Source organism: Akkermansia muciniphila (assembly GCF_040616545.1).
GTDB lineage: Bacteria > Verrucomicrobiota > Verrucomicrobiia > Verrucomicrobiales > Akkermansiaceae > Akkermansia > Akkermansia muciniphila_E.
In genome coordinates, this window is record NZ_CP156688.1 from 2,880,646 (window position 1) to 2,899,733 (window position 19,088).

Annotated in this window: 17 protein-coding genes; all 17 read left to right on the plus strand. The window is 59.2% G+C overall.

The annotated features are described in order from the left end of the window. Positions 1 to 6: 6 nt before the first annotated feature. Positions 7 to 1,146 (plus strand): glycosyltransferase, encoded by a 1,140-nt coding sequence (locus ABGM91_RS11680; RefSeq protein WP_354832532.1) that lies wholly within the window; start codon positions 7 to 9, stop codon positions 1,144 to 1,146. Between the two features lie 40 nt (positions 1,147 to 1,186). Further along, entirely contained in the window at positions 1,187 to 2,359 is a 1,173-nt protein-coding gene (locus ABGM91_RS11685) for a glycosyltransferase (RefSeq protein WP_354832534.1), read from the plus strand. After that, positions 2,356 to 3,318, plus strand: a complete 963-nt coding sequence (locus ABGM91_RS11690) for a hypothetical protein (RefSeq protein ID WP_354832536.1) — start codon at positions 2,356 to 2,358, stop codon at positions 3,316 to 3,318. The genes ABGM91_RS11685 and ABGM91_RS11690 overlap by 4 nt, the downstream gene beginning before the upstream one ends. Positions 3,319 to 3,355: 37 nt before the next feature. After that, positions 3,356 to 4,567: an O-antigen ligase family protein gene (locus ABGM91_RS11695; protein WP_354832538.1), complete on the plus strand. Its 1,212-nt coding sequence runs from the start codon at positions 3,356 to 3,358 to the stop codon at positions 4,565 to 4,567. A 4-nt stretch (positions 4,568 to 4,571) separates the two neighbouring features. Beyond that, on the plus strand, positions 4,572 to 5,696 hold the full coding sequence (locus ABGM91_RS11700) for a glycosyltransferase family 4 protein (RefSeq protein ID WP_354832540.1): 1,125 nt from the start codon (positions 4,572 to 4,574) through the stop codon (positions 5,694 to 5,696). Continuing rightward, positions 5,693 to 6,829 carry a glycosyltransferase gene (locus tag ABGM91_RS11705; protein ID WP_354832542.1) on the plus strand — a complete coding sequence of 379 codons (1,137 nt, stop codon included), beginning with the start codon at positions 5,693 to 5,695 and terminating at the stop codon, positions 6,827 to 6,829. The genes ABGM91_RS11700 and ABGM91_RS11705 overlap by 4 nt, the downstream gene beginning before the upstream one ends. Beyond that, a complete protein-coding gene (locus ABGM91_RS11710) occupies positions 6,826 to 8,007 on the plus strand; it encodes a glycosyltransferase (RefSeq protein WP_354832544.1) in 1,182 nt (393 codons plus the stop codon). Before ABGM91_RS11705 ends, ABGM91_RS11710 begins: the two co-directional genes overlap by 4 nt. 22 nt (positions 8,008 to 8,029) lie before the next feature. Further along, complete coding sequence (locus ABGM91_RS11715) at positions 8,030 to 9,604, plus strand: hypothetical protein (protein WP_354832546.1); 1,575 nt, start codon at positions 8,030 to 8,032, stop codon at positions 9,602 to 9,604. A gap of 32 nt (positions 9,605 to 9,636) precedes the next feature. Continuing rightward, positions 9,637 to 10,188 (plus strand): putative colanic acid biosynthesis acetyltransferase, encoded by a 552-nt coding sequence (locus tag ABGM91_RS11720; protein WP_290565927.1) that lies wholly within the window; start codon positions 9,637 to 9,639, stop codon positions 10,186 to 10,188. A 3-nt stretch (positions 10,189 to 10,191) separates the two neighbouring features. Then, positions 10,192 to 11,247, plus strand: a complete 1,056-nt coding sequence (locus ABGM91_RS11725; protein WP_290565928.1) for a glycosyltransferase — start codon at positions 10,192 to 10,194, stop codon at positions 11,245 to 11,247. 143 nt (positions 11,248 to 11,390) lie between these two features. Continuing rightward, the gene (locus ABGM91_RS11730) at positions 11,391 to 12,239 is read left to right on the plus strand and encodes a glycosyltransferase family 2 protein (RefSeq protein ID WP_354832549.1); all 849 of its coding nucleotides are present in this window, start codon (positions 11,391 to 11,393) and stop codon (positions 12,237 to 12,239) included. A gap of 24 nt (positions 12,240 to 12,263) precedes the next feature. Next, a complete protein-coding gene (locus ABGM91_RS11735) occupies positions 12,264 to 13,268 on the plus strand; it encodes a glycosyltransferase family 2 protein (RefSeq protein ID WP_354832551.1) in 1,005 nt (334 codons plus the stop codon). 44 nt (positions 13,269 to 13,312) lie between these two features. Beyond that, positions 13,313 to 14,350, plus strand: coding sequence for an acyltransferase family protein (locus tag ABGM91_RS11740; RefSeq protein ID WP_354832553.1), 1,038 nt, complete (start codon positions 13,313 to 13,315; stop codon positions 14,348 to 14,350). Next, on the plus strand, positions 14,347 to 15,021 hold the full coding sequence (locus ABGM91_RS11745; protein ID WP_354832555.1) for a glycosyltransferase: 675 nt from the start codon (positions 14,347 to 14,349) through the stop codon (positions 15,019 to 15,021). The genes ABGM91_RS11740 and ABGM91_RS11745 overlap by 4 nt, the downstream gene beginning before the upstream one ends. A 211-nt stretch (positions 15,022 to 15,232) precedes the next feature. Next, positions 15,233 to 16,258, plus strand: a complete 1,026-nt coding sequence (locus ABGM91_RS11750; RefSeq protein WP_354832557.1) for a glycosyltransferase — start codon at positions 15,233 to 15,235, stop codon at positions 16,256 to 16,258. Positions 16,259 to 16,263: 5 nt separating this feature from the next. Beyond that, positions 16,264 to 17,424 (plus strand): polysaccharide pyruvyl transferase family protein, encoded by a 1,161-nt coding sequence (locus tag ABGM91_RS11755; RefSeq protein ID WP_354832559.1) that lies wholly within the window; start codon positions 16,264 to 16,266, stop codon positions 17,422 to 17,424. Continuing rightward, positions 17,417 to 18,940: a lipopolysaccharide biosynthesis protein gene (locus tag ABGM91_RS11760; protein WP_354832561.1), complete on the plus strand. Its 1,524-nt coding sequence runs from the start codon at positions 17,417 to 17,419 to the stop codon at positions 18,938 to 18,940. The genes ABGM91_RS11755 and ABGM91_RS11760 overlap by 8 nt, the downstream gene beginning before the upstream one ends. Positions 18,941 to 19,088 lie beyond the last annotated feature (148 nt).

Consider the following 19,088-nt stretch of genomic DNA (forward strand, 5'->3'; position numbering starts at 1 on the left):
ATTCCAATGAAGATTCTCTTTTGTTTCATGGGCACGCTTAACCCCTCCTGCGGCGGGGTGGAACGCACCATGTGCAACCTGATTCATGAATTGCAGGACCGCGGGCACGAATGCACGGTCGTGAGCTGGTACCGGAACGCCCCTTACGCGCCCTTTGCAGCCATTCAGAAGATACTGCCCACGCCGCCCGCCGGGGCCAGGGAACAGCGGCAGCAGGGCTTCCGGCAGGTCATGGCGGAACTGGCGCCGGACGTCATCATCCATGACGGGGAACTGCTGGGGGCCTGGGCCCTTTTCCCCGGCATGGCCGGAAAAAAACGCCTTCTGGAAGCTTTTCCGGGAAAACCCCCGGTCATTGTCGACATGCACCACTCGGACATCCGGGGACGCCTCCGCGCGCCTTTCCTGAAAAGAATGTACTACGGCCTCAAGTGGCGCAGGAATTTCTACCTCCGCATCGCGCACGCGGACGCCTTCGTCGTCCTGTCCGATTCTTTCAGGAAGGATTTTTACGCCTTCCTGCCGGGGGTCCGCCGGGAGAAGATCACCGCCATCCCGAACATGAATTCCTTTGAAAACGAAAGCATCCCTGCCGCAAAAGAGAAGGAAGTCCTGTTTGTGGGGAGGCTGGACAATCCCGTGAAGGGCGTGGACCGCCTGCTGAAGATATGGAGCGCGGTCTGCCGCCGGGAACCGGGCTGGTTCCTCCGCATCGTGGGGGACGGGCCGGACCGGGAATTCCTCACCGGGCTGGCGGAGGAATGCGGCTGCGTCAATTACTCCTTTGAAGGCGCTTCCGGCCACCCGGAGGAATACTACCGCAGGGCTTCCATCCTGTGCATGACGTCCACCTTTGAGGGCTTCGGCATGGTCCTGATTGAAGGCATGCAGCACGGCTGCGTCCCCATGGCCTTTGAATCCTTCACCGCCGTGCGGGATATCATTGACCCGGACCGCACGGGCATCCTGGTTCCGCCCTTTGACCTGGAGCAGTACGCCGCCCGGCTCCTGGACCTCATGAGGGACAGCGGGAAAAGGGAGGCCATGTCCGCGGCCTGCTTCCGGAGCAGCCGGAAATTCAGCAAGTCCCGCATTACCGGCCTGTGGGAAGACCTGTTCTCCACTCTGGCGGGAACGTCCAGATGAACCGCCCCCCTTCTCTTTCCATCATCCTTTCCTTTTATTCATGAAAATCTGTTTCATCGCCTGGGAACGTTTCGGCGTAGGGGGAGTCTCCCGCGTCCTGACGCGCGTCATGAACGCGCTGGCACGGGAACATGACCTCAGCGTGTACTGCCTGAGACAGCCCCCGCTGGAAAACGCGTACGGGCTGAACCTGGACAGGATACGCTTTTTCCACCATGAAATGAGTCTTTACGAGAAGATAAGGCGTTCCGCGGCGGACAGGCTGGTCACCCGCACCCCGCTGTTCTCCTCCGCTACCGGAGCCCGCGCGTACGCCCTCCTGCGGTACACGCGCGCCTTTAAAAAACGCCTCGCCGGGCATATCAACAGCCAGGGGTATGACGCCGTCGTGTTCGGCTCCGGATTTGAAGACTCACTCCTGCTGGCCCTGGTCCAGCCGCATCTTTCCCCCGGCACCAGGACCATCTCCTGGTCCCATGCGGCGTATGAAGACTACTTCGGGTTCAAGGGACCCCATTTTGCCCGTTACTTCCGCCACGCGCTCCAGCGGTTCCACCGCCGTTTTGACCAGATCATCGTCCTGTCAGACCATGACCGGGAAAACTTTGAAACGCAGCACCGGCTGAAGACGCGCCGCATTTACAACCCGGCCAGCTTCACGGCCACGGAGCATTCCTCCCTGACGTCAAAGACGTTCGTCTTTGCAGGCTCCCTCTCCTCCCACAAGGGGGCGGACCTGGCCCTGGAGGCGTTTGAGGAATTCTCCCGCCGGAACGGGGAATGGAACCTGCACGTGTACGGGGAAGGCCCGCTGCGCCCGTGGATGGAGGAATTCATCCGGAACCGCGGCCTGCAATCCCGCGTGCGCCTGCACGGCAGCTGCGGAGCCATGGAGCGGGAATACCCCAAACATGCCGTTCTGCTGTTCCCCTCCCGGTGCGAGGGCTTCGGCCTCGTGCAGATTGAGGCCATGGGCTGCGGCCTTCCGGTCCTGGCCGCGGACATCCCCATCTGCCGGGAACTCATCCGTGACAGCGGGGCGGGCCGCCTGTTCCCCGCCGGAGACAGCCACGCCCTGTGTGCCGCCATGCTCGCCATGGCCGCGGAGGATCTGGCCCCGTACGCCCGGAAAGCGCGGGAGCAGGAACCGCGCTTTACGCTGGAACGGATCATCCGCGAATGGAACGAGACGCTCAAGGAGGGAAACGCATGAAAAAGCTTCTTCTGCTGGAACCTGTCAGGAAAAAGGGGAACCACCAGTTCTTCATGGACTGGTTTGCCCGGGCGTGGCAGGCCGCAGGAGGCGGCGTGAAGCGCAGGCGCGCTGTGCCGTGGCCCGCGCTCCTGACGATTGCCCGGCTGAAGCTCTCCGCGGGCCTGCCCCTGCTCTTCTCCCAGCGGCCGGCCCTGCTGGTCCCCGGAGCGGGCTATCCGGACTCCTTCGCGTGGCCGTACGCCTACACACATGAAATCGTGCCCATGCTGTGGGATGTGTGGCCCCGGTACTGGCCGCGCCTTATCTCCTCCCTGAAACGGCACCATGTCCGCACCTTCCTGTGCACCTCTTCCCGCGTCTGCGAATACGTCCGGAAGGAACTGCCCCATGTCCATGCCGTCCACGTTCCGGAAGGCATTGACCCCGCGGGCTACCTGCCCGGAAAGGACCTCCGGGAAAGGCCCGTTGACCTTCTGGAACTCGGCAGGCAGATGCCTTTCTTCCACCGGGCTGCCGTCCGGGCGTGCCGGGAGCATCCGGAATGGACCCATCTGTCCCCCGCCGCGGAGGGGCCGCTCCTGTTCCCGGATTTCCGTTCCCTCTGCGAAGGGCTGGCCTCCGCAAAAATCACCGTCTCCTACCCCCGGTGCGATACGCACCCGGACATGGCCGGAGAGGTGGAAACCCTCACCCAGCGCTACTGGGAATGCATGCTGTCCCGCACGCTCCCAGCAGGCAGGGCCCCGCAGGAGCTGGTTGACCTGCTGGGGTATAATCCCGTCATGGAAGTGAGCGAACGGAACGCCCAGGAACAGATCACCCGCCTTTTAACGGACATCTCCTCCTACCAGGACCTGGTGGACAGGAATTACCGGGCAGCGCTCCGGCACGCCCCGTGGGAGGCGCGCCTGTCCGCCCTGCTGCCGCAACTGGCCCTGCTGGGCTACCAGCCATGAATTACCCGCTCCGCATCACTTCCCATTCCTGAACCACATGGCCCCCCTTCTTCAGTACATCAGAAAAAACGGAACATGGTCCTTCGCGGTCATGGTGGCGATTGCCGCCACCATGACGGGGGCCATCTCCTTTCTTTCCCCCCTGTATCCGGTGATGCTGGCGGCGTGTGCCGCCGTGTGCGTGACAAAGGCGAAGAAGACCAGCCTGGCGCTGGTGCTGATGGCGGCGGCCTGCGTCCTGAGCCTGGTGTTCAACCAGCCGCCCGCCATTTTCAAGCCCTGGTACCGCCTGGGCTATTTCCTCATCCTCCTGCTGGCGCTCACCCCCCTGACCGCCTCCCGCCCCTTGAACGCCTTCCGCCTGAACCTGTTCCTGTGGCTCATGCGCTTCTGCGTCTTCATCGGTGCAGGCTCCTTCATCGGCTACTTTCTGGGGATCAACTACATGCGCCATAATGCCAGCGGGATGATCAATGTAGCGGGCCTCTTCGGGGGCCTGGTCTGGCAATCCATCACGCTGGGGCTGCTCGCGGGGCTGGGGCTGGTTTACCTGACCGTCATCCACATGGAAAACCGGCATTCCGGCAAAAAGGAACTTTATATCCGCCTGGGCCTGATGGTCGCCTGCCTGGGCTCCATCCTGCTCTCCGCCTCCCGCTCCGCCCTGGTAGCCACCCTGATGGGGGCGGCCTACGTCTTCTTCATGTACTTCCGGCACTCCCCCAAAAAACTGTTCAGGACGCTGCTGGCCCTGTTCTTCCTGGGAATCATCCTGGTGCCTTTCGTCCAGCACTTCGGCGCCAATACGCTCGCCAAGCAGCAGGCCAACGTAGGCATGGGCAGCGCCATATCCTCCCGCTCCCATCTGTGGCAGGACCGGGAGAACGAATTCCTCTCCTCCCCCCTGTTCGGCGTGGGCTTCGCCTCCCAGAAAATCATTTCATTCAAGCACTCCCTGGTCACCGGAATCATTGAGCCGGGCACGTCCTACGGGGCCGTCTTCGCCATGACGGGCCTGCTGGGCGGCGTCCCCTTCCTGTTCATCCTGTTCGGCAACCTGCTCAAGCGTCCGTTCCGCACGCCCGGCTCTCCGCCCATTTCAGCGGCGCAGGCGGCGCTGGCCCTCTTCTCCGTCCACATGGTCGCGGAGGGGTACGTCTTTGCCGCCGGCTCCGGACTGTCCGCCGTCTTCTGGGCCACCATCGGCGGGGCCTATGCCTGCCGCAACCTTCCCAATGGAGGAAAATAACACCATGGAATTCGTCTTCTGGCAAAACATGCTCAGCATCCACCAGTCAGCCCTGATTAAGGCGCTGGCGCGGGAACATGACGTCCTGCTGGCGGTTCAAACGGATTTTGAAGGGGAGCGGGGCGCCAGCGGCTGGACGGTGCCGGACATGGGGAATGCCCGCGTCCTCCTTTCCCCCTCCCCCCGGGAGGCGCAGGAAACCGTACGCGCCCATCCCGCCGCCATCCATGTATTTTCCGGCATCAACACCTATCCCATGGTTTACACGGCCTTTAAACAGGCCGTCCGCAATGGCCTGAAAATCATGGTGTACGCGGAACCCTACCGACGCCAGGGGTGGCGCGGCGCGCTGAGGGTCCTCAAGTACCGCCTTCTCCATGCCCGGTACGGGAAAAAAATAACGGCCCTGCTGGCTACGGGCAGGCTGGGCGTGGAATGCTACCGCCGCGCCGGGTTCGCGGAGCATTCCATCTTTGAATGGGGCTATTTTACGGAAGCCGCGCCATCCGCGGATGCCTCCGCCGTCCCGTTCCCCGGTCCGGGGGAAAAACCGGACCTTCTGTTCGTGGGCCAGCTCATTCCGCGCAAAAACATTCTGCCCTTCCTCCGCGCCGCACGGCAGTGCAGCGGAGCCTTCCGCCGCTGCCATGTGGTGGGGGACGGCCCCCTGAGGGAGCAGGCCGCCCTGGAGGCGGAGGGCTGCGCGCAGATTTCCCTGCTGGGCACGCGGGGGAATGAGGAAACGCGGGAGCTGATGCGCCGGTGTGACCTGCTCGTCCTCCCCAGCCTGTTTGACGGGTGGGGAGCCGTGGTGAATGAGGCCCTCCAGGCCGGAATGAGGGTGTTATGTTCCACCGCGTGCGGAGCCGCCAGCCTGCTGGACGGCCATCTGCGCGGCGGCACGTTTGACCCGGACCGTCCGGAGAACCTGCCCCGCGCCCTTCAGGAGTGGCTGGGCAAAGGCCCCCTTTCCCCCGCGGAACGGAACGCTATTTCCGCCTGGGCGGAACAACACGCCGGAGGAGCCGCCGCGGCCCGTTATCTGGAACAAATCGCCGCCTGGACGGAGGGCCGGGAACGGAACCGCCCCGTGGCTCCCTGGGCACAGATCAAAGGAACGGAATCATGAAGATACTGCATACCATCGCCTCCATGTCCTCCCGGTCCGGGGGAACCACGGCCTGCACCCGCGAGCTGGTCCGGGCCCTGAACGATGCAGGCTGCCCTACGGATGTCCTCACTGTGGAGGACAGCGCCGGGAGCGCCCCGGAGGAGGAAAGCGCCTTCATCCACGCCGTCCCCAACGACCTGCGCACCCCGCTGGGCATTTCCCGCAACCTGCGCTGCCGGCTGAAAAACTGGCAGGATTATGACCTTTACCACACCAACGGCCTGTGGCTGGACGTGAACCACGCCACCTGCGCGGAGGCCAGAAAGGCGGGCAAGCCCTGCGTGGTCTCCCCCCACGGGATGCTTTACCCCCAGGCCCTAGCCATCAAGCCCAAGAGAAAAAAACTCATGCTGGCGCTGGGCCACCGCCGGGACCTGTCCCATGCGGACTGCATCCACGCCACCTGCCGGGAAGAGGCGGTGCACCTGCGCGGGCTGGGCTTTACCAACCCCGTGGCGGTCATCCCCAATCCGGTGGCCGTGCCTCCATGGATTGACCAGATCCGGCGGAGCACGGGCGGGCGCTTCCGCGCCGGGTTCCTGGGCCGCTTCCACCCCATTAAAAATCTGGAAAGCCTTATCCGCGCGTGGGGCTCCCTCCACCTCCGGAACGGGGAACTCCTCCTCATCGGCGACGGGCCGGCGGATTACGTGGCGCACCTGAAGCGGCTGGCCGCAGAGGAGGGCGGGGAAAGCATCCGCTTCGCGGGCTTCGCCTCAGGGAGGGAAAAATATGAACTGCTTGCCTCCCTCAACGTCCTCTGCGCCCCCAGCCATCAGGAAAACTTCGGCATGGGCATTGCGGAAGGGCTGCTGGCGGGCACCCCCGTCATCGCAAGCACGGGCACCCCGTGGGAGGAACTCCGCACGCGCCGGTGCGGCTGGTGGTGCGGCAGCGGGACCGCATCCCTGGCCGCCGCGCTGGAAGAGGCCCGCAGCCTCACGCCGGAGGAAAGCCGCGCCATGGGGGAACGGGGCCGCTCCCTCATCATGGAAACGTACGCCTCCCACCATGTGGCCGCCAGCATGAAGAGCCTGTACGGCTACCTGCTGGGGCGGGAACCCAAACCGGACTTCCTTGACTTGTCATGAACATCCTCTTCCTGCTTGGGAAATTCCCCTCCATCGGCGGCGTGGAGACCGTCACCACCATCCTGGCTAATGAATTTTCCGCCCGGGGGCATGAGGTGCACGTGGTCTCCTTTGAACAGGCGGCGGAAACGCCCGCCCCCGCGCTGGACAGCCGGGTCACCCTGCACCGCTTAAGCTATCCCGTCTCCGGCCGGGCCAATATTTCCACCCTCCGGGACATCCTTTCCTCCCGCCGCATTGACGTCATCATCAACCAGTGGTGCCTGCCCTTCCACGTCACCCGCCTGTGCCGGAAGGCCATGCGGGGCCTCCCCTGCCTTCTGCTGGCCGTGCACCATAACGCGCCGGACTGCAACAAGAAGCTGGAAGGCCTCCGGATGCGGCTGGCCCGGACGGGGAACCCGGTAACAAGGGTCTTCCTGCGCCTCCTGCTGAAAGGCTGCGCCATGGCTACCGGGGCCAGCCTGCGTTACGTTTACTCCCGCAGCGGCCGTTACATCCTGCTTTCAGACAGCTTCCACCAGGCCTTCCGGAACATCACCGGACTGAAGAATACCGGAAAGCTCCTGACGATTCCCAACCCCGTCACCGTGGAAAACCGGGAATTCCGCTATGATCCGTCCTTCAAGAAGAAAGAGGTTCTCTTTGTGGGGCGGCTGGAACCCAACCAGAAACGAGTCTCCCGCGTGCTGGAAACGTGGGCGCTGCTGGAACCCCGCTTCCCGGACTGGACGCTCCGCCTGGTGGGAGACGGGCCGGAAAAACAGGCCCTCCAGGAATGGTGCGCGAAACACCGTCTGGAACACGTCTCCTTTGAGGGTTTCAGGAACCCTGCCCCGTATTACGAACAGGCTTCCCTGCTTTTTTTAACCTCGGAATATGAGGGATTCGGCCTGGTCATTGTGGAGGGCATGTCCTTCGGCGTCACCCCCATCGTTTATGGAAGTTTTTCCGCCGCCTATGACCTGGTGGACCACGGGAAGAACGGCTGCATCCTGCCGGCGTCCGGCGGGTTCCAGGCGCGGCAGATGGCTGACATGGCCGCCGGGCTGATGCAGTCCCCCTCCGCCCTGCACGCCATGGCGCGGGAAGCCGCCGCCAAAAGCCGGAAATTCACGCGCGAACACGTCGTCCGCCAGTGGGAGGAAGTCTTCCGCAATAACACGCTCACCCCCTAGCAGAACTTCATTCAGCCACCTCATGGAACAAATACGGGAAAAAACAGACATTGTGTTCACCATCAGCGGCAAGCTCCTGGCTTCCTGCGCCGTGGCCTATATGGCGCTGCCTACCATCCTCTTCCTGCTGGGCTGGGTCAGGCCCCTGTTCTCTGTTCCGGCGGCCATGGCCGTAGCGGCGGCTTCCGTCCTGCTCTGCGTAAAGCTCCCGGTTCCTTCGCTTCATTTCACCAGGCGGCAACTGGCCGTTTACCTCTGCGCCCTTCTTCTCTCCCTCCTGTGGCTGCTGGCGGGGGGCATTACGGGCGTGGTGCTCCAACACGCGGACTTTGTCGTCCGCAACCCCATTTATGACACTCTCATCCGGTGTGACTGGCCCCTGGTGAACGCGGAAGGCAGGCACTTCATTTACTACCATGCCTTCTGGCTGCCTCCGGCCCTGATATGCAAATGCTTCTCCTGCTCGGACGTCTTCATGGTCAACTACGTTCTGACCGCCTGGATTGAACTGGGCCTGGCGCTGGCGCTCACGGTCCTTTGGGGCAAATTCCGCATGGCTACCCTGCTCTTCCTGGTCCTGCTCATCTTCCAGGGCCCGCTGGACGGAATAGTCAGATGGAGCGTGCATTTATTCAACCCGCAGGGGCAGACTGCCCATGAACTCTACCTGACGGTGCTGGCCTTCTTCGGCGGCGTGGCCTCCACCATGCAATTGCACTACACCTTCCACCATACCACGCTGCTGTGGCTGTTCGTCGCCATGGCCTTTGCCTGGAACATTCCGCCCCGCTACCAGCTCTTCCTGGCCTCCCTGTGCCTGCTCGCCTCCCCCATCGGTTCGCTGGGCCTGCTGGTCTTCATCGCCGTCCGCGCACTGGTCCGCCACACTCCCGCCAGGCAGTATTTCTCCTCCTGGACGGTGCTGGCGGGCGGCGCGCTTGTCCTGCTGGCGGGAATCTACTTCACGAGCAGCAACGGGAACAACCGCATCCGCCTGACGTGGGAGGATTCCCCCTTTGACCTGCTCCGGCACGGCGGCTGGAAATTCTGGGGTGCGCTGGCCGGGTCCTGGCTGCTGACGGTCGGCGCTCCGGCAGTCCTGCTGTTCCGCCGCTTTAAAAAAGACGCCCTCTTCTGGACCGCGCTGACCGTTCTGACCCTCACCTACTTCATTTACATAGGGTCCGTGGGCGGCTACAATGAATTCTGCTACAAGGCCTCAAGCGTCAGCTTCTTCTGCCTGGCTCTCCTTTTCACCCGCATCTTTGCGGAGCCGGTGGGCACCCGCCCGTGGCGCTCCTGGTGCGTCTGCTACCTGGCGCTGGCGGCCCTGCCCAGCCTCTCCGTCTTCGCCAAGGCCGCGCCCACGCTCGCCTTCACGGAGCCCGCGCAGCTTGCCAACATGCAGCGGCTGTGGGAGGGCCACCTCCACCATCCGGAGCATCCCTGGAATGCCCCGCTGTGGGGCAACGGAGAGGGAGCCGCCTTCCGGGCCGTCTATTTCCAGAAGGCGGGCCAGTCTGCGGACGGCCCGCTGAGCCCATTTTCCACCGGAATAAGAACGGACATGGAGCCTGCTACCGCCCCACGGCCATAATCACCTTTCACCATTTACTCCCATCCTCCGCCATGGATCTTTCCCGTTACCAGGAACACTACTCCCTCAGCCACCGCCTCAAACGGTACGGCTGGTACATTGTCAACCGGACCCTCTTCCGGATCATGGTCACCAACACCATGAAAGTCCCCCGGAATCTTCTGCTGCGCCTGTTCGGGGCAAAAATACCGCTCGTCTCCCTCGTGTATCCCAGCAGCAGGATCTGGGCGCCGTGGAACCTCTCCATGGGGGAATACGCCTGCATCGGCCCCGACACGGAAATCTACAACAAGGCCCCCATCACCATCGGGAACCACGCCGTCATCTCCCAGGGGGCTTTCCTTTGCACGGCCTCCCATGATATCTCGGACCCCCGCCACCCCCTCATCTGCGCCCCCATTACCGTGGAAGACCAGGCATGGGTGGCGGCCCAGGCCTTCGTGGGCATGGGGGTGACAATAAGCAATGGCGCGGTGGTGGGAGCAAGATCTGCCGTGTTCAAAGATGTAGAACCATGGACGGTTGTCGGGGGAAATCCTGCCAAATTCATTAAGAAAAGGGAACTCCCAAACAATAAGGATTAGAATATGCCTGCCATCTGTTTATCTATCATCATTCCTGTTTATAATGCGGAAGCTTTCTTAAAGCGGTGCCTTGACAGCATCTTATCACAAAATATTGATAACATTGAAATTATATGTATCAATGATGGCTCTACTGACAATAGTAGGGAGGTCCTGGATCAATATCAAGTTGCATACGGCCCGGTTATAACTGTAATCAATCAGCCAAATAAAGGAGTTAGTGCCGCGAGGAATGCAGGGATAGATAAGGCAACAGGCCAATATATTATGTTTGTAGATGCTGATGACTATTTACTTCCGGACACATTAAAAACCGGGTTATCTGAAGCACAGGAATTTGATTCTGATTTGACGATATTTAGCACGCAGCATTCCACAAGAAATGGAAAATTGCATACAAATGTGACAGCAAAGAAACAATATAATTCGCCGCTGGCATGTTTTAAAGTCCTTCTTGATTTAGATGATCTGACTTTTGGCTCTCTATGGTCTAAAGTATACAAAAAGGAGATTATCAAACAACATAACCTGAGGCTTGATCCCCAGTTAAGGTTGCATGAAGATGCATGTTTCAACTATTGTTATTTAAAAAAATGTACATGCGTACAAACACTGCCATTAGTCCTCTATTGCTATGATATAAGTTTTTCAAATACCACTTGCAAATTTTATGGAGATGTATTTTTTAGCTGTGAAAAAATATATCTTGATGCTATAAAGGATGTCTGTAATTTTTATGAAAAACAGTATTGCAGCGAAAATTTTACAACTATTCTTCTAGAAAGAAAATTGCAAGTTTTCTCATATAATATCGTATTTCAGATCTATAACCTGTTCCGTTCAAGGGAAAATAAAAAGTATTATCATCTGACACGCCTGTCTCAATTTGCAAATGAACAATTTCCAAATTGGAGTTACAATCTTGAATCCGGAATACCAAAAATTGTTGGCATTCTTTCCCGTCATCATCTATTTATATTATACTTATTCCTATCACTCGTCTTCTTTGTAGAAAGAAATAAGAAACAAAAGAAAATAAAAAAGAATTATTTTCTTTAGCCTTGCCGAGATCAACCTCTGATTCTTCCATTTTAGATCATTGATAAACAACATCAGAATTTTATCGTTATCATCTGAATACCGTTGATAGAGAATAAAAATAGCGTGACAAGACTACTCTATATAAAATCTCGAAATAAAATATGCTCGACCTCTCCGTCATCATCCTTGCCAAGAATGAGGAACTTCACATCCGCCGCTGCCTGGAGAACATCCTCCCTGCGGCCAAAGAGGTTTTCGTCATCGACTGCTTTTCCACGGACAACACCGCCGCCATCTGCCGGGAATACCCCCGGGTGCAGGTTATCCAGCACGAATGGCCCGGCCTCTACGCCCCGCAGTTCAACTGGGCGCTGGACAACTGCCCCATCCGGACCGCCTGGGTTCTGCGCCTGGATGCGGACGAGTGGTTCATGCCGGAAGCCCTGAAGGAACTGAAGGAGAAACTCCCCTCCCTGCCGGAAGACGTCACCGGAGTCATCCACAAGCGCAGGCACATCTTCCTGGGCCGGTGGATGAAGCACGGCGTTTACCCCGTCAAGCTGCTGCGCCTGTTCCGGTATGGCGCGGCCAGATGCGAACAGCGCTATATGGACGAACACATGGAGCTCTGCCGCGGGCGCGCCGTGGAGTTCGAGCACGACTTCGTGGACGAGAACCTGAACGGCCTGGGCTGGTGGGCGCACAAGCACGTGGACTACTCCGCCCGGGAGCTGGCGGACCTGGAAGACATCCTCTCCGCCGCCGCCGCGGATTCCGGCATCAACGGGCAGGCGGAAAGGAAGCGCGCCATGAAGGAACGCTACGCCCGGCAGCCGCTCTTCTGGCGCTCCTTCGCCTACTTCTGCTACCGCTACTTCCTCAAACTGGGTTTTCTGGACGGCCGGGAAGGATTTTTGTGGCATTTCATGCAGGGATGGTGGTACAGGACCCTCGTGGACGCCCGGCAATTTGAGAAACAGAAAAAAGACTCCGGCAAGACGGCGCGCTGACCTCCCATTCCTTCCCGCTTTTCCATGAACCCCTTCTTTTCCATCATCATTCCCGTTTACCGTTCCGGCCCCTTTCTCCGGGACTGCCTGGATTCCGTCAGGAACCAGACCATGACGGACTGGGAATGCATCTGCATCAATGACGGCTCCCCGGACGGGTGCAGTACCATTCTGGACGAATATGCCCGCACGGACGCCCGCTTTACCATCATCCACCAGGAGAACCGGGGCGTGAGCGCCGCGCGCAATGCGGGCCTTTCCCGGGCTCGGGGAACCTGGACCGCCTTTATTGACGGGGACGACACCGTGGAGCCGGACATGCTGGCCTGCCTCCATGAAGCCGCCTTCCGGACGCCGGAAGCGGCGCTCCACTGCTGGGGCATCAGCAAGGATTTCCACGCGGGGAGCCGCCTCATCCGCACGGAAACCACGCTGCCCAGCCGGGACCAGTACATCCCGGCGGAGGAAACGGGAACTTTCCTGCGCTACCTGCTGACCAGCCTGGACATGGAATCCTCCTGCAACAAATTGTTCCGCACGGAGCTTCTGGAAAAAAACGGCCTCCGGTTCAATGCCTCCGCGGTGGTGTTTGAAGACTTCCAGTTTGTCCTGGACTACCTTTCCGCCTGCGCGCCGGGCATCAGCCTGGTGAAAAGGGCGTTCTACCACTACCGCGCCCATGAGGAGGAAAACGGAGCGGCCAAGCGCAGCCGCTTCAACCTTGTGCAGGACATCGACGTGCTGGCGGCCAAGTTCCTGGCGTGGACGGACACCCTAGCCCTCCCGCAGGAAGACGTTCCCGTCGTCAAAGGCTACATCCTGCAAAAAATCAACGTGATCTTCCACGCCCTCCGGCAGCAGCCCTATGCCGCCCGCAAAGCGGTGTTCCGGGACTTCCTCTCCAGCGGGCTGGCCGCGCGCAAGGCAGATCTGCGCCTGTGCGGCCCGTACTTTCACCTGGTCTGCCGCCTGCTGGCCGCGCGCAGGTACCGCATGGCCCATCTCCTGCTGAAAACAAGGCACCTTTAACGCCGTGCCCTCCCTCCTCTCCTCTCTCTTTTCCTTATCCAGCCATGCAAGCCGCCCTTGACAGTTCCATCCCCGCACCCGCCGCCGCGCCCGGCAGGGAGCGGATTCCGCAGGCGGACTACCTGAAGGGAATCCTGATTACCCTGATGGTTCTCTTCCACCTATCCCGGTTCTCCACATACTACCTGGACGTCACGCGGTACGTGTACGTCTTCCACATGTCCGGTTTCATCATCCTTTCCGGCTTCTTTGCCAATACGGACAAGACTCCGGGCCAGTTCCTGAAAACATGGCTGGGCATTCTGGTTCCGTACCTAGTCTTTGAATCGCTGTACTACCTGGCCCTGGCCCATCTGCCCGCCTCCATTCCCGCCAGCAACCGCCTGGAACCCGCGTTCACGGCCTTCTGGAAAACGCTGCTGCTGGCCCCGGCGGGAACGTACTGGTACCTCTATCTCCTGGTGGTGTGCCTGGGCGTTTATTATCTCGTCTCCCGCATTCCGCAGCTCTCCCCTCCGGCCCGGCTGGCCGTAACCGCCGCCATCCTGGCGGCGGTTTCCTGGCTTAACCCGGCGTTCCAGATGATTCACGTCGCTTACTTTCTCCTGGGGGCCTTCTTCCGGACGACCGGGCTTCCCATCCTGAAATGCTTCTTCCCCACCCTGTGGGCGGCTGTCCCCGCCGCCGCGCTCTGCCTCCTTTTCCCCCTCCCCGCCCGGGACAGCATGCTGGGGCTGTGCCTGTGCATGCTGACGCTCAGTTTTCTGGTAAAAACGCATGACCTCGCGGGAGAAGCCGTCCGGCGGCTGTTCACCTACCTGGGAAGGAATTCCCTGTCCATCGTAATCTTTTCCCCCGCCTTCACGCTCCTGTGCAAGCCGCTGGCCCCGGTGCTGGCCTTTGATTCCAGCAGAATTTGCTTTGCCCTCCTGTCCGTGACGCTGGTGCTGGCGGCCTGCCTGGGAGCCACCAGATTATGCGACGCCCTGGGCTGGAGCAGGTTCCTGTTCTTCAAAAAGAAGATGTACTCTCCCCTTGCCCTTTCCGTTGAACCGTCCGCCCCCCTGACTTACCCTTCATGACCCTGGACGCACACCCCCCCCTGTTCAGCATCATTATCCCGGTGTACCGGAATGAAAAGCAGCTTGCGGCCTGCCTGGATTCCATCCGGAGCCAGACCCTGGAGGATTGGGAGTGCATCTGCATTAATGGCGGCTCTACGGACGGGAGAGCGGATATTCTGGACGGCTATTCCTTGCGGGACAAGCTCCCTTCAGGCGTTCCACTTGCGGCAAACAATAATGTTCCGGCCTGCCGGGGCAGGATATATAAAAAAGAATTTCCGGTAAAAAATAAGATAAAATTCCCGGAAAGATTCAAATTTGCGGAAGATCTTTATCTTACGGCTCAATATTTCTGCATTTGCACCTCCGCAACCGTCATCAGCAAGCCTTTTTATCAATATTCCACCAACGGGGACACCGGAGCTACAAGCGGCTTCTTCAACCGGAGGAAACCTCCGGAGGATTTCCGCACCGCCCTTCAACCCGTCCTGGATTTGAGCAAATGCCTGAACGGGCGTTCCCCGTACAGCAGGAACTACTTTCTCCGGAACAGAAGCCTGCTCGCCCTGTTCACGCTCTCCTATTCAGACTATAAACTCATTTCAGACAGAATAAAAACCCTCTATCCGGAGCATGAAAAAATACGCAACACTTGCAAACCTGCCTCTGATACTTTACTTTTTTCTTAAATCAAATTACGGGCGCACCTTTAAAAACTGGCTGGCCGGCAAAAAGCACATTTCCACATGAATAATATCAAGAAGGAAACCCGGATGACGAACCCTCTCTCAAGCGGCGGCGCGGCAAATGCCTCCGGCCTATGCGCCTCCGCCGGCCCCTGTTCCTGCGCCCGGCAGGTGCGGAACGGATAAAAACCCGCCCGCATTCCTTTCCAGCCCTATGCTCCAGCCCCTCGTCAGCATCATCATTCCCGTCTTCAAGGTGGAGGAGCACCTGCGCCAATGCCTGGATTCCGTCCTCAGCCAGACGGTGGAAGAATGGGAGTGCATCTGCATTGACGACGGCTCCCCGGACGGAAGCGGCGCCATTCTGGATGAATACGGCGCCAGGGACGCGCGGTTCCGCATCATCCACAAGCGGAATGAAGGCGTATCCGCCGCACGCAACCTGGGCATGGAACTGGCCTCCGCGCCCTGGCTGACGTTCGTGGATTCCGACGACTGGATGGAACCTGACGCGCTGGAATGCCTGCTGGCCTCCATGAAGGAAAGCCGCGCGGACATGGCGGTGTGCTCCATCTTCATTCACCAGTCAAACCGGGAAGACGCCTATACGGAAATTCCCCACCGCCCTCTTGGAAATCTTCCGGAATGCCCGGTTACCAATGAGGCCTTTTCCGGCTCCTCCCTGGTGGACGTATCCGTTTGGGCCAAGCTCTTCAAAACGGAAACCATCAGACGTAACGGGATTCATTTCATCCCGGACCTCAAGGTTTCAGAAGACATGGAATTCTCCACCCGGCTGCTCTGCCACAGCAACCGCATCTCCATCATTCCGCGCCCCCTGTACCATTACCGGGCGGGCCATGAAAGCAGCATCATGAACAATCTCATGAACGGAAGGATGAGCACGGCGGATTTCATCAACTCCCTCAGGGCCATTTACCACCTGTACCAGTGCGTTCCCCGGGACCTGCCCGGGAAGGAACGCCGGGAACGCGTCACGGGCACGCTGCGCAGGGCCCTGGCGGGGAAGAACTTTTACGGGCAGGTGCTCCGGCGGCTTGCGCGGGAAGACCGCGCGTCCATCCTGGGCAGCACGTCCTTTCCTTATTCAAGCTATCTGCGGAAGGGGAAAAAAATGACGTCCCTGCGCCTGATGTTCCGGCATTGGAGAATGCAGGCGGGCATCGGAACGCGGCTCCAGTCCCTGCTGCACGGAATCAGAAACCCCTTCCAAAGCTGACGCCCATGAAGATAGGCATCATCACCATCCATTACTCCTTCATCACGCGCAATTACGGCTCCCTGCTGCAATTGTACGCCATACAGCGCGTGCTGGACCGCATGTCCATTCAATCCGCGCTGATCAAGCAACTGCCGGCTTTGTCCCCCGTCCCCGCTCCACCCTCCGCCCGGCAGAAGCTGGCCTATTATCTTCACCATCCCCTCCATTTTCTTGCACGCTGCGCGCGTTTTCTTGCTCCCCGGAGAAAAACATCCCTGAAAACGCTGCCGTTCGGCGCCTTTCTGGAGAAGGAAATCCGCAGTCTCCCCCCGGTCTTCCGTCCGGGAGAGCTTCACGCGGAAAAATTGGGCTTTGACCTGTACCTGGCGGGAAGCGACCAGATATGGACTTCCTGCGAACCGGAAAAACTCCTGGACTTCGCCCCACCCGGAAAACGCATTGCGTACGCCGCCAGCGCCGCTTGGGGAGAACAGGCGCCGGAATGGTTCATGCACGCGCAGAGGGAATTCCCCAGGTTTGCCGCCATTTCCGTGCGTGAAAAAAACGGAGTGGACATCTGCCGGAAAGCCGGGGCGGAAAAGGTGGACGTGGTGCTGGACCCCACGCTGCTTCTGGACCGCCGGGAGTACGGCAGGCTGCTGGAAGGCCGTTCCCCCTACCTGGTCGCCCCCTGCGTGCTGGGTTACTTTCTCAACATTGAAGACCTTTCCCAATTGCCGTGGAAACAGGTAAAAGCCGTGAGCAGGAGGATGCACGCCCCTCTTCATGTGATTCCCCTCCAGGGGGCGGAACACTGCATTCCGGAAAAATACGCCATCACCCCGGACCCCTACCAATTTTTGCAGGCTTTTCAGGAAGCCTCCTGCGTCATCACCAATTCATTCCACGGGACGGTATTTGCCATCATCATGCAAAAGCCCTTCCTGACCATCCTCCAGAACGGACACACGGCCACCCAGAACGCCCGCGTCCTTTCCCTTCTGGAAGCCTTGGGCCTGGAGGACAGGATATACCGCCCGGAACAGGGCTCCATGAACGCGCAACTGGAGCGCCCCGTCAATTGGGAAGCCACGGAACGGAACCTGGAAGCCCTGCGCCGCCATTCCATGGACTTCCTGGGGAATGCCATTCAACAATGCACCCCCTGTCCCCGCCATGACTGAAGAAAACAGCAACAGGCGCATTGCGCGCAATACCATGCTGCTCTATTCCCGCTCGCTGATCAATCTGCTCATCGGGCTGTACACCTCGCGCCTTACGCTTGACGCCCTGGGCATAGCGGATTATGGGATTTACAACGTGGTGGGCAGCCTGGTGGCCCTTTTCGGCCTGTTCAACGGAAGCCTGAATACGGCCATCAGCCGGTTCATCACCTATGAGCTGGGAAAGAACAACCATGAGAAGCTGAACAAGGTTTTTTCCTCCTCCCTGAGCATCCTGTTCCTCTTTGCCCTGGTCATTTTCATTCTGGGGGAAACGGTGGGGCTTTGGGCGGTCAATTACCACATGGTTTTTCCCGCGGACCGCATGACGGCCGTCAACTGGGTTTACCAGCTCTCCCTGATGACTTTCCTGGTCAGCGTGCTCAACGTAGCTTACTCCGCCACGCTGGCGGCCCATGAGAATTTCCGCATTATGGCGTCCGTGGACATCACGCTGACCGTGGTCAAGGTCGTCTGCGTGATCCTGCTGTACTACGTCCCCATGGATCGGCTGATTTACTTTGCCGGGTACTGTTTCCTGCTCACCCTGGCTTCAAGCGGCTTTTACATCTTTTACTGCAAGAGGCATTACCCGAGCTGCCGCTACCGCCTTATTCTGGACAAGCCCTTCCTTAAAGAAATGGGGGCGTTTTACTCCTGGAACCTGTTCGGTTCCGTGGCATGGTTGCTGAAAGGGTCCGGCATCAACGTCGTCATCAACCTCTTCTTCGGGGTTCTCATCAATGCGGCCCAGGCTGTGGCTTCCCAGGTATCCACGGGGGTGACGGCCCTGATGGGGAGCTTTTCCAGCGCCGTGCAGCCCCAAATCATCAAGAGCTATGCCTCCGGCGACTATGGGCACATGTGGAAACTCGTCTTCAACGGAACGCGCTACAGTTTCTTCCTGCTGGCCGTTTTCATCATCCCGCTATGCTTCAACATTGATTTCATCCTGTCCCTCTGGCTCAAGGAAATTCCCACGTACACCAATATCTTCATTATCCTTTTCCTGACGAACGTCCTGATGGAAAGCTACTCCTCCTATTTGATCACCGTGATGCTGGCTACGGGTAAAATTGCGTTTTACCAGGTCAGCGTAGGAACCATCCTCCTGCTCAATATTCCCTTGAGCTATCTGGCCTTCAAATGGGGATACGGCCCCACAAGCTTCCTGGTGGTATCCATCCTGCTGACGCTCGCGGCGTCCGGCCTTCGGCTTTTCCTGTTAAAGAAAATGTTCTCCCTCTCCATCACGTTCTTCGTCCGCTCCGTTTTTATTAAAACGCTTTCCGTCGTCCTTCTGATCTGCGCCTTGAATTCCGTTCTTCTCTTCCTCTTCCCTGATATTCCCTACGGCAACATCATCATACTTCTCCTGTCCTGCTGCATTTCCATGGCGGGCATTTACTTCCTGGGCCTGACCTCCACGGAACGCCGCATTGTCCTCCAGCAGGCAAGAAAATATCTTCATTGTTAATCTCATCCACGAACATGATCACTCTGGAAAGCAAACAGGACTGCTGCGGCTGCCATGCCTGCGTGACCATCTGCCCCCGGAAATGCATTTCCATGCATGCAGATGAAGAAGGTTTCCTGTACCCCTCAACGGATTTGAATCTCTGCGT

Bases quoted from the DNA above. Each gene is read 5' to 3' on its own strand.
- ABGM91_RS11680 (WP_354832532.1), top strand. From the start codon at position 7: ATGAAGATTCTCTTTTGTTTCATGGGCACGCTTAACCCCTCCTGCGGC.
- ABGM91_RS11685 (WP_354832534.1), top strand. From the start codon at position 1,187: ATGAAAATCTGTTTCATCGCCTGGGAACGTTTCGGCGTAGGGGGAGTC.
- ABGM91_RS11690 (WP_354832536.1), top strand. From the start codon at position 2,356: ATGAAAAAGCTTCTTCTGCTGGAACCTGTCAGGAAAAAGGGGAACCAC.
- ABGM91_RS11695 (WP_354832538.1), top strand. From the start codon at position 3,356: ATGGCCCCCCTTCTTCAGTACATCAGAAAAAACGGAACATGGTCCTTC.
- ABGM91_RS11700 (WP_354832540.1), top strand. From the start codon at position 4,572: ATGGAATTCGTCTTCTGGCAAAACATGCTCAGCATCCACCAGTCAGCC.
- ABGM91_RS11705 (WP_354832542.1), top strand. From the start codon at position 5,693: ATGAAGATACTGCATACCATCGCCTCCATGTCCTCCCGGTCCGGGGGA.
- ABGM91_RS11710 (WP_354832544.1), top strand. From the start codon at position 6,826: ATGAACATCCTCTTCCTGCTTGGGAAATTCCCCTCCATCGGCGGCGTG.
- ABGM91_RS11715 (WP_354832546.1), top strand. From the start codon at position 8,030: ATGGAACAAATACGGGAAAAAACAGACATTGTGTTCACCATCAGCGGC.
- ABGM91_RS11720 (WP_290565927.1), top strand. From the start codon at position 9,637: ATGGATCTTTCCCGTTACCAGGAACACTACTCCCTCAGCCACCGCCTC.
- ABGM91_RS11725 (WP_290565928.1), top strand. From the start codon at position 10,192: ATGCCTGCCATCTGTTTATCTATCATCATTCCTGTTTATAATGCGGAA.
- ABGM91_RS11730 (WP_354832549.1), top strand. From the start codon at position 11,391: ATGCTCGACCTCTCCGTCATCATCCTTGCCAAGAATGAGGAACTTCAC.
- ABGM91_RS11735 (WP_354832551.1), top strand. From the start codon at position 12,264: ATGAACCCCTTCTTTTCCATCATCATTCCCGTTTACCGTTCCGGCCCC.
- ABGM91_RS11740 (WP_354832553.1), top strand. From the start codon at position 13,313: ATGCAAGCCGCCCTTGACAGTTCCATCCCCGCACCCGCCGCCGCGCCC.
- ABGM91_RS11745 (WP_354832555.1), top strand. From the start codon at position 14,347: ATGACCCTGGACGCACACCCCCCCCTGTTCAGCATCATTATCCCGGTG.
- ABGM91_RS11750 (WP_354832557.1), top strand. From the start codon at position 15,233: ATGCTCCAGCCCCTCGTCAGCATCATCATTCCCGTCTTCAAGGTGGAG.
- ABGM91_RS11755 (WP_354832559.1), top strand. From the start codon at position 16,264: ATGAAGATAGGCATCATCACCATCCATTACTCCTTCATCACGCGCAAT.
- ABGM91_RS11760 (WP_354832561.1), top strand. From the start codon at position 17,417: ATGACTGAAGAAAACAGCAACAGGCGCATTGCGCGCAATACCATGCTG.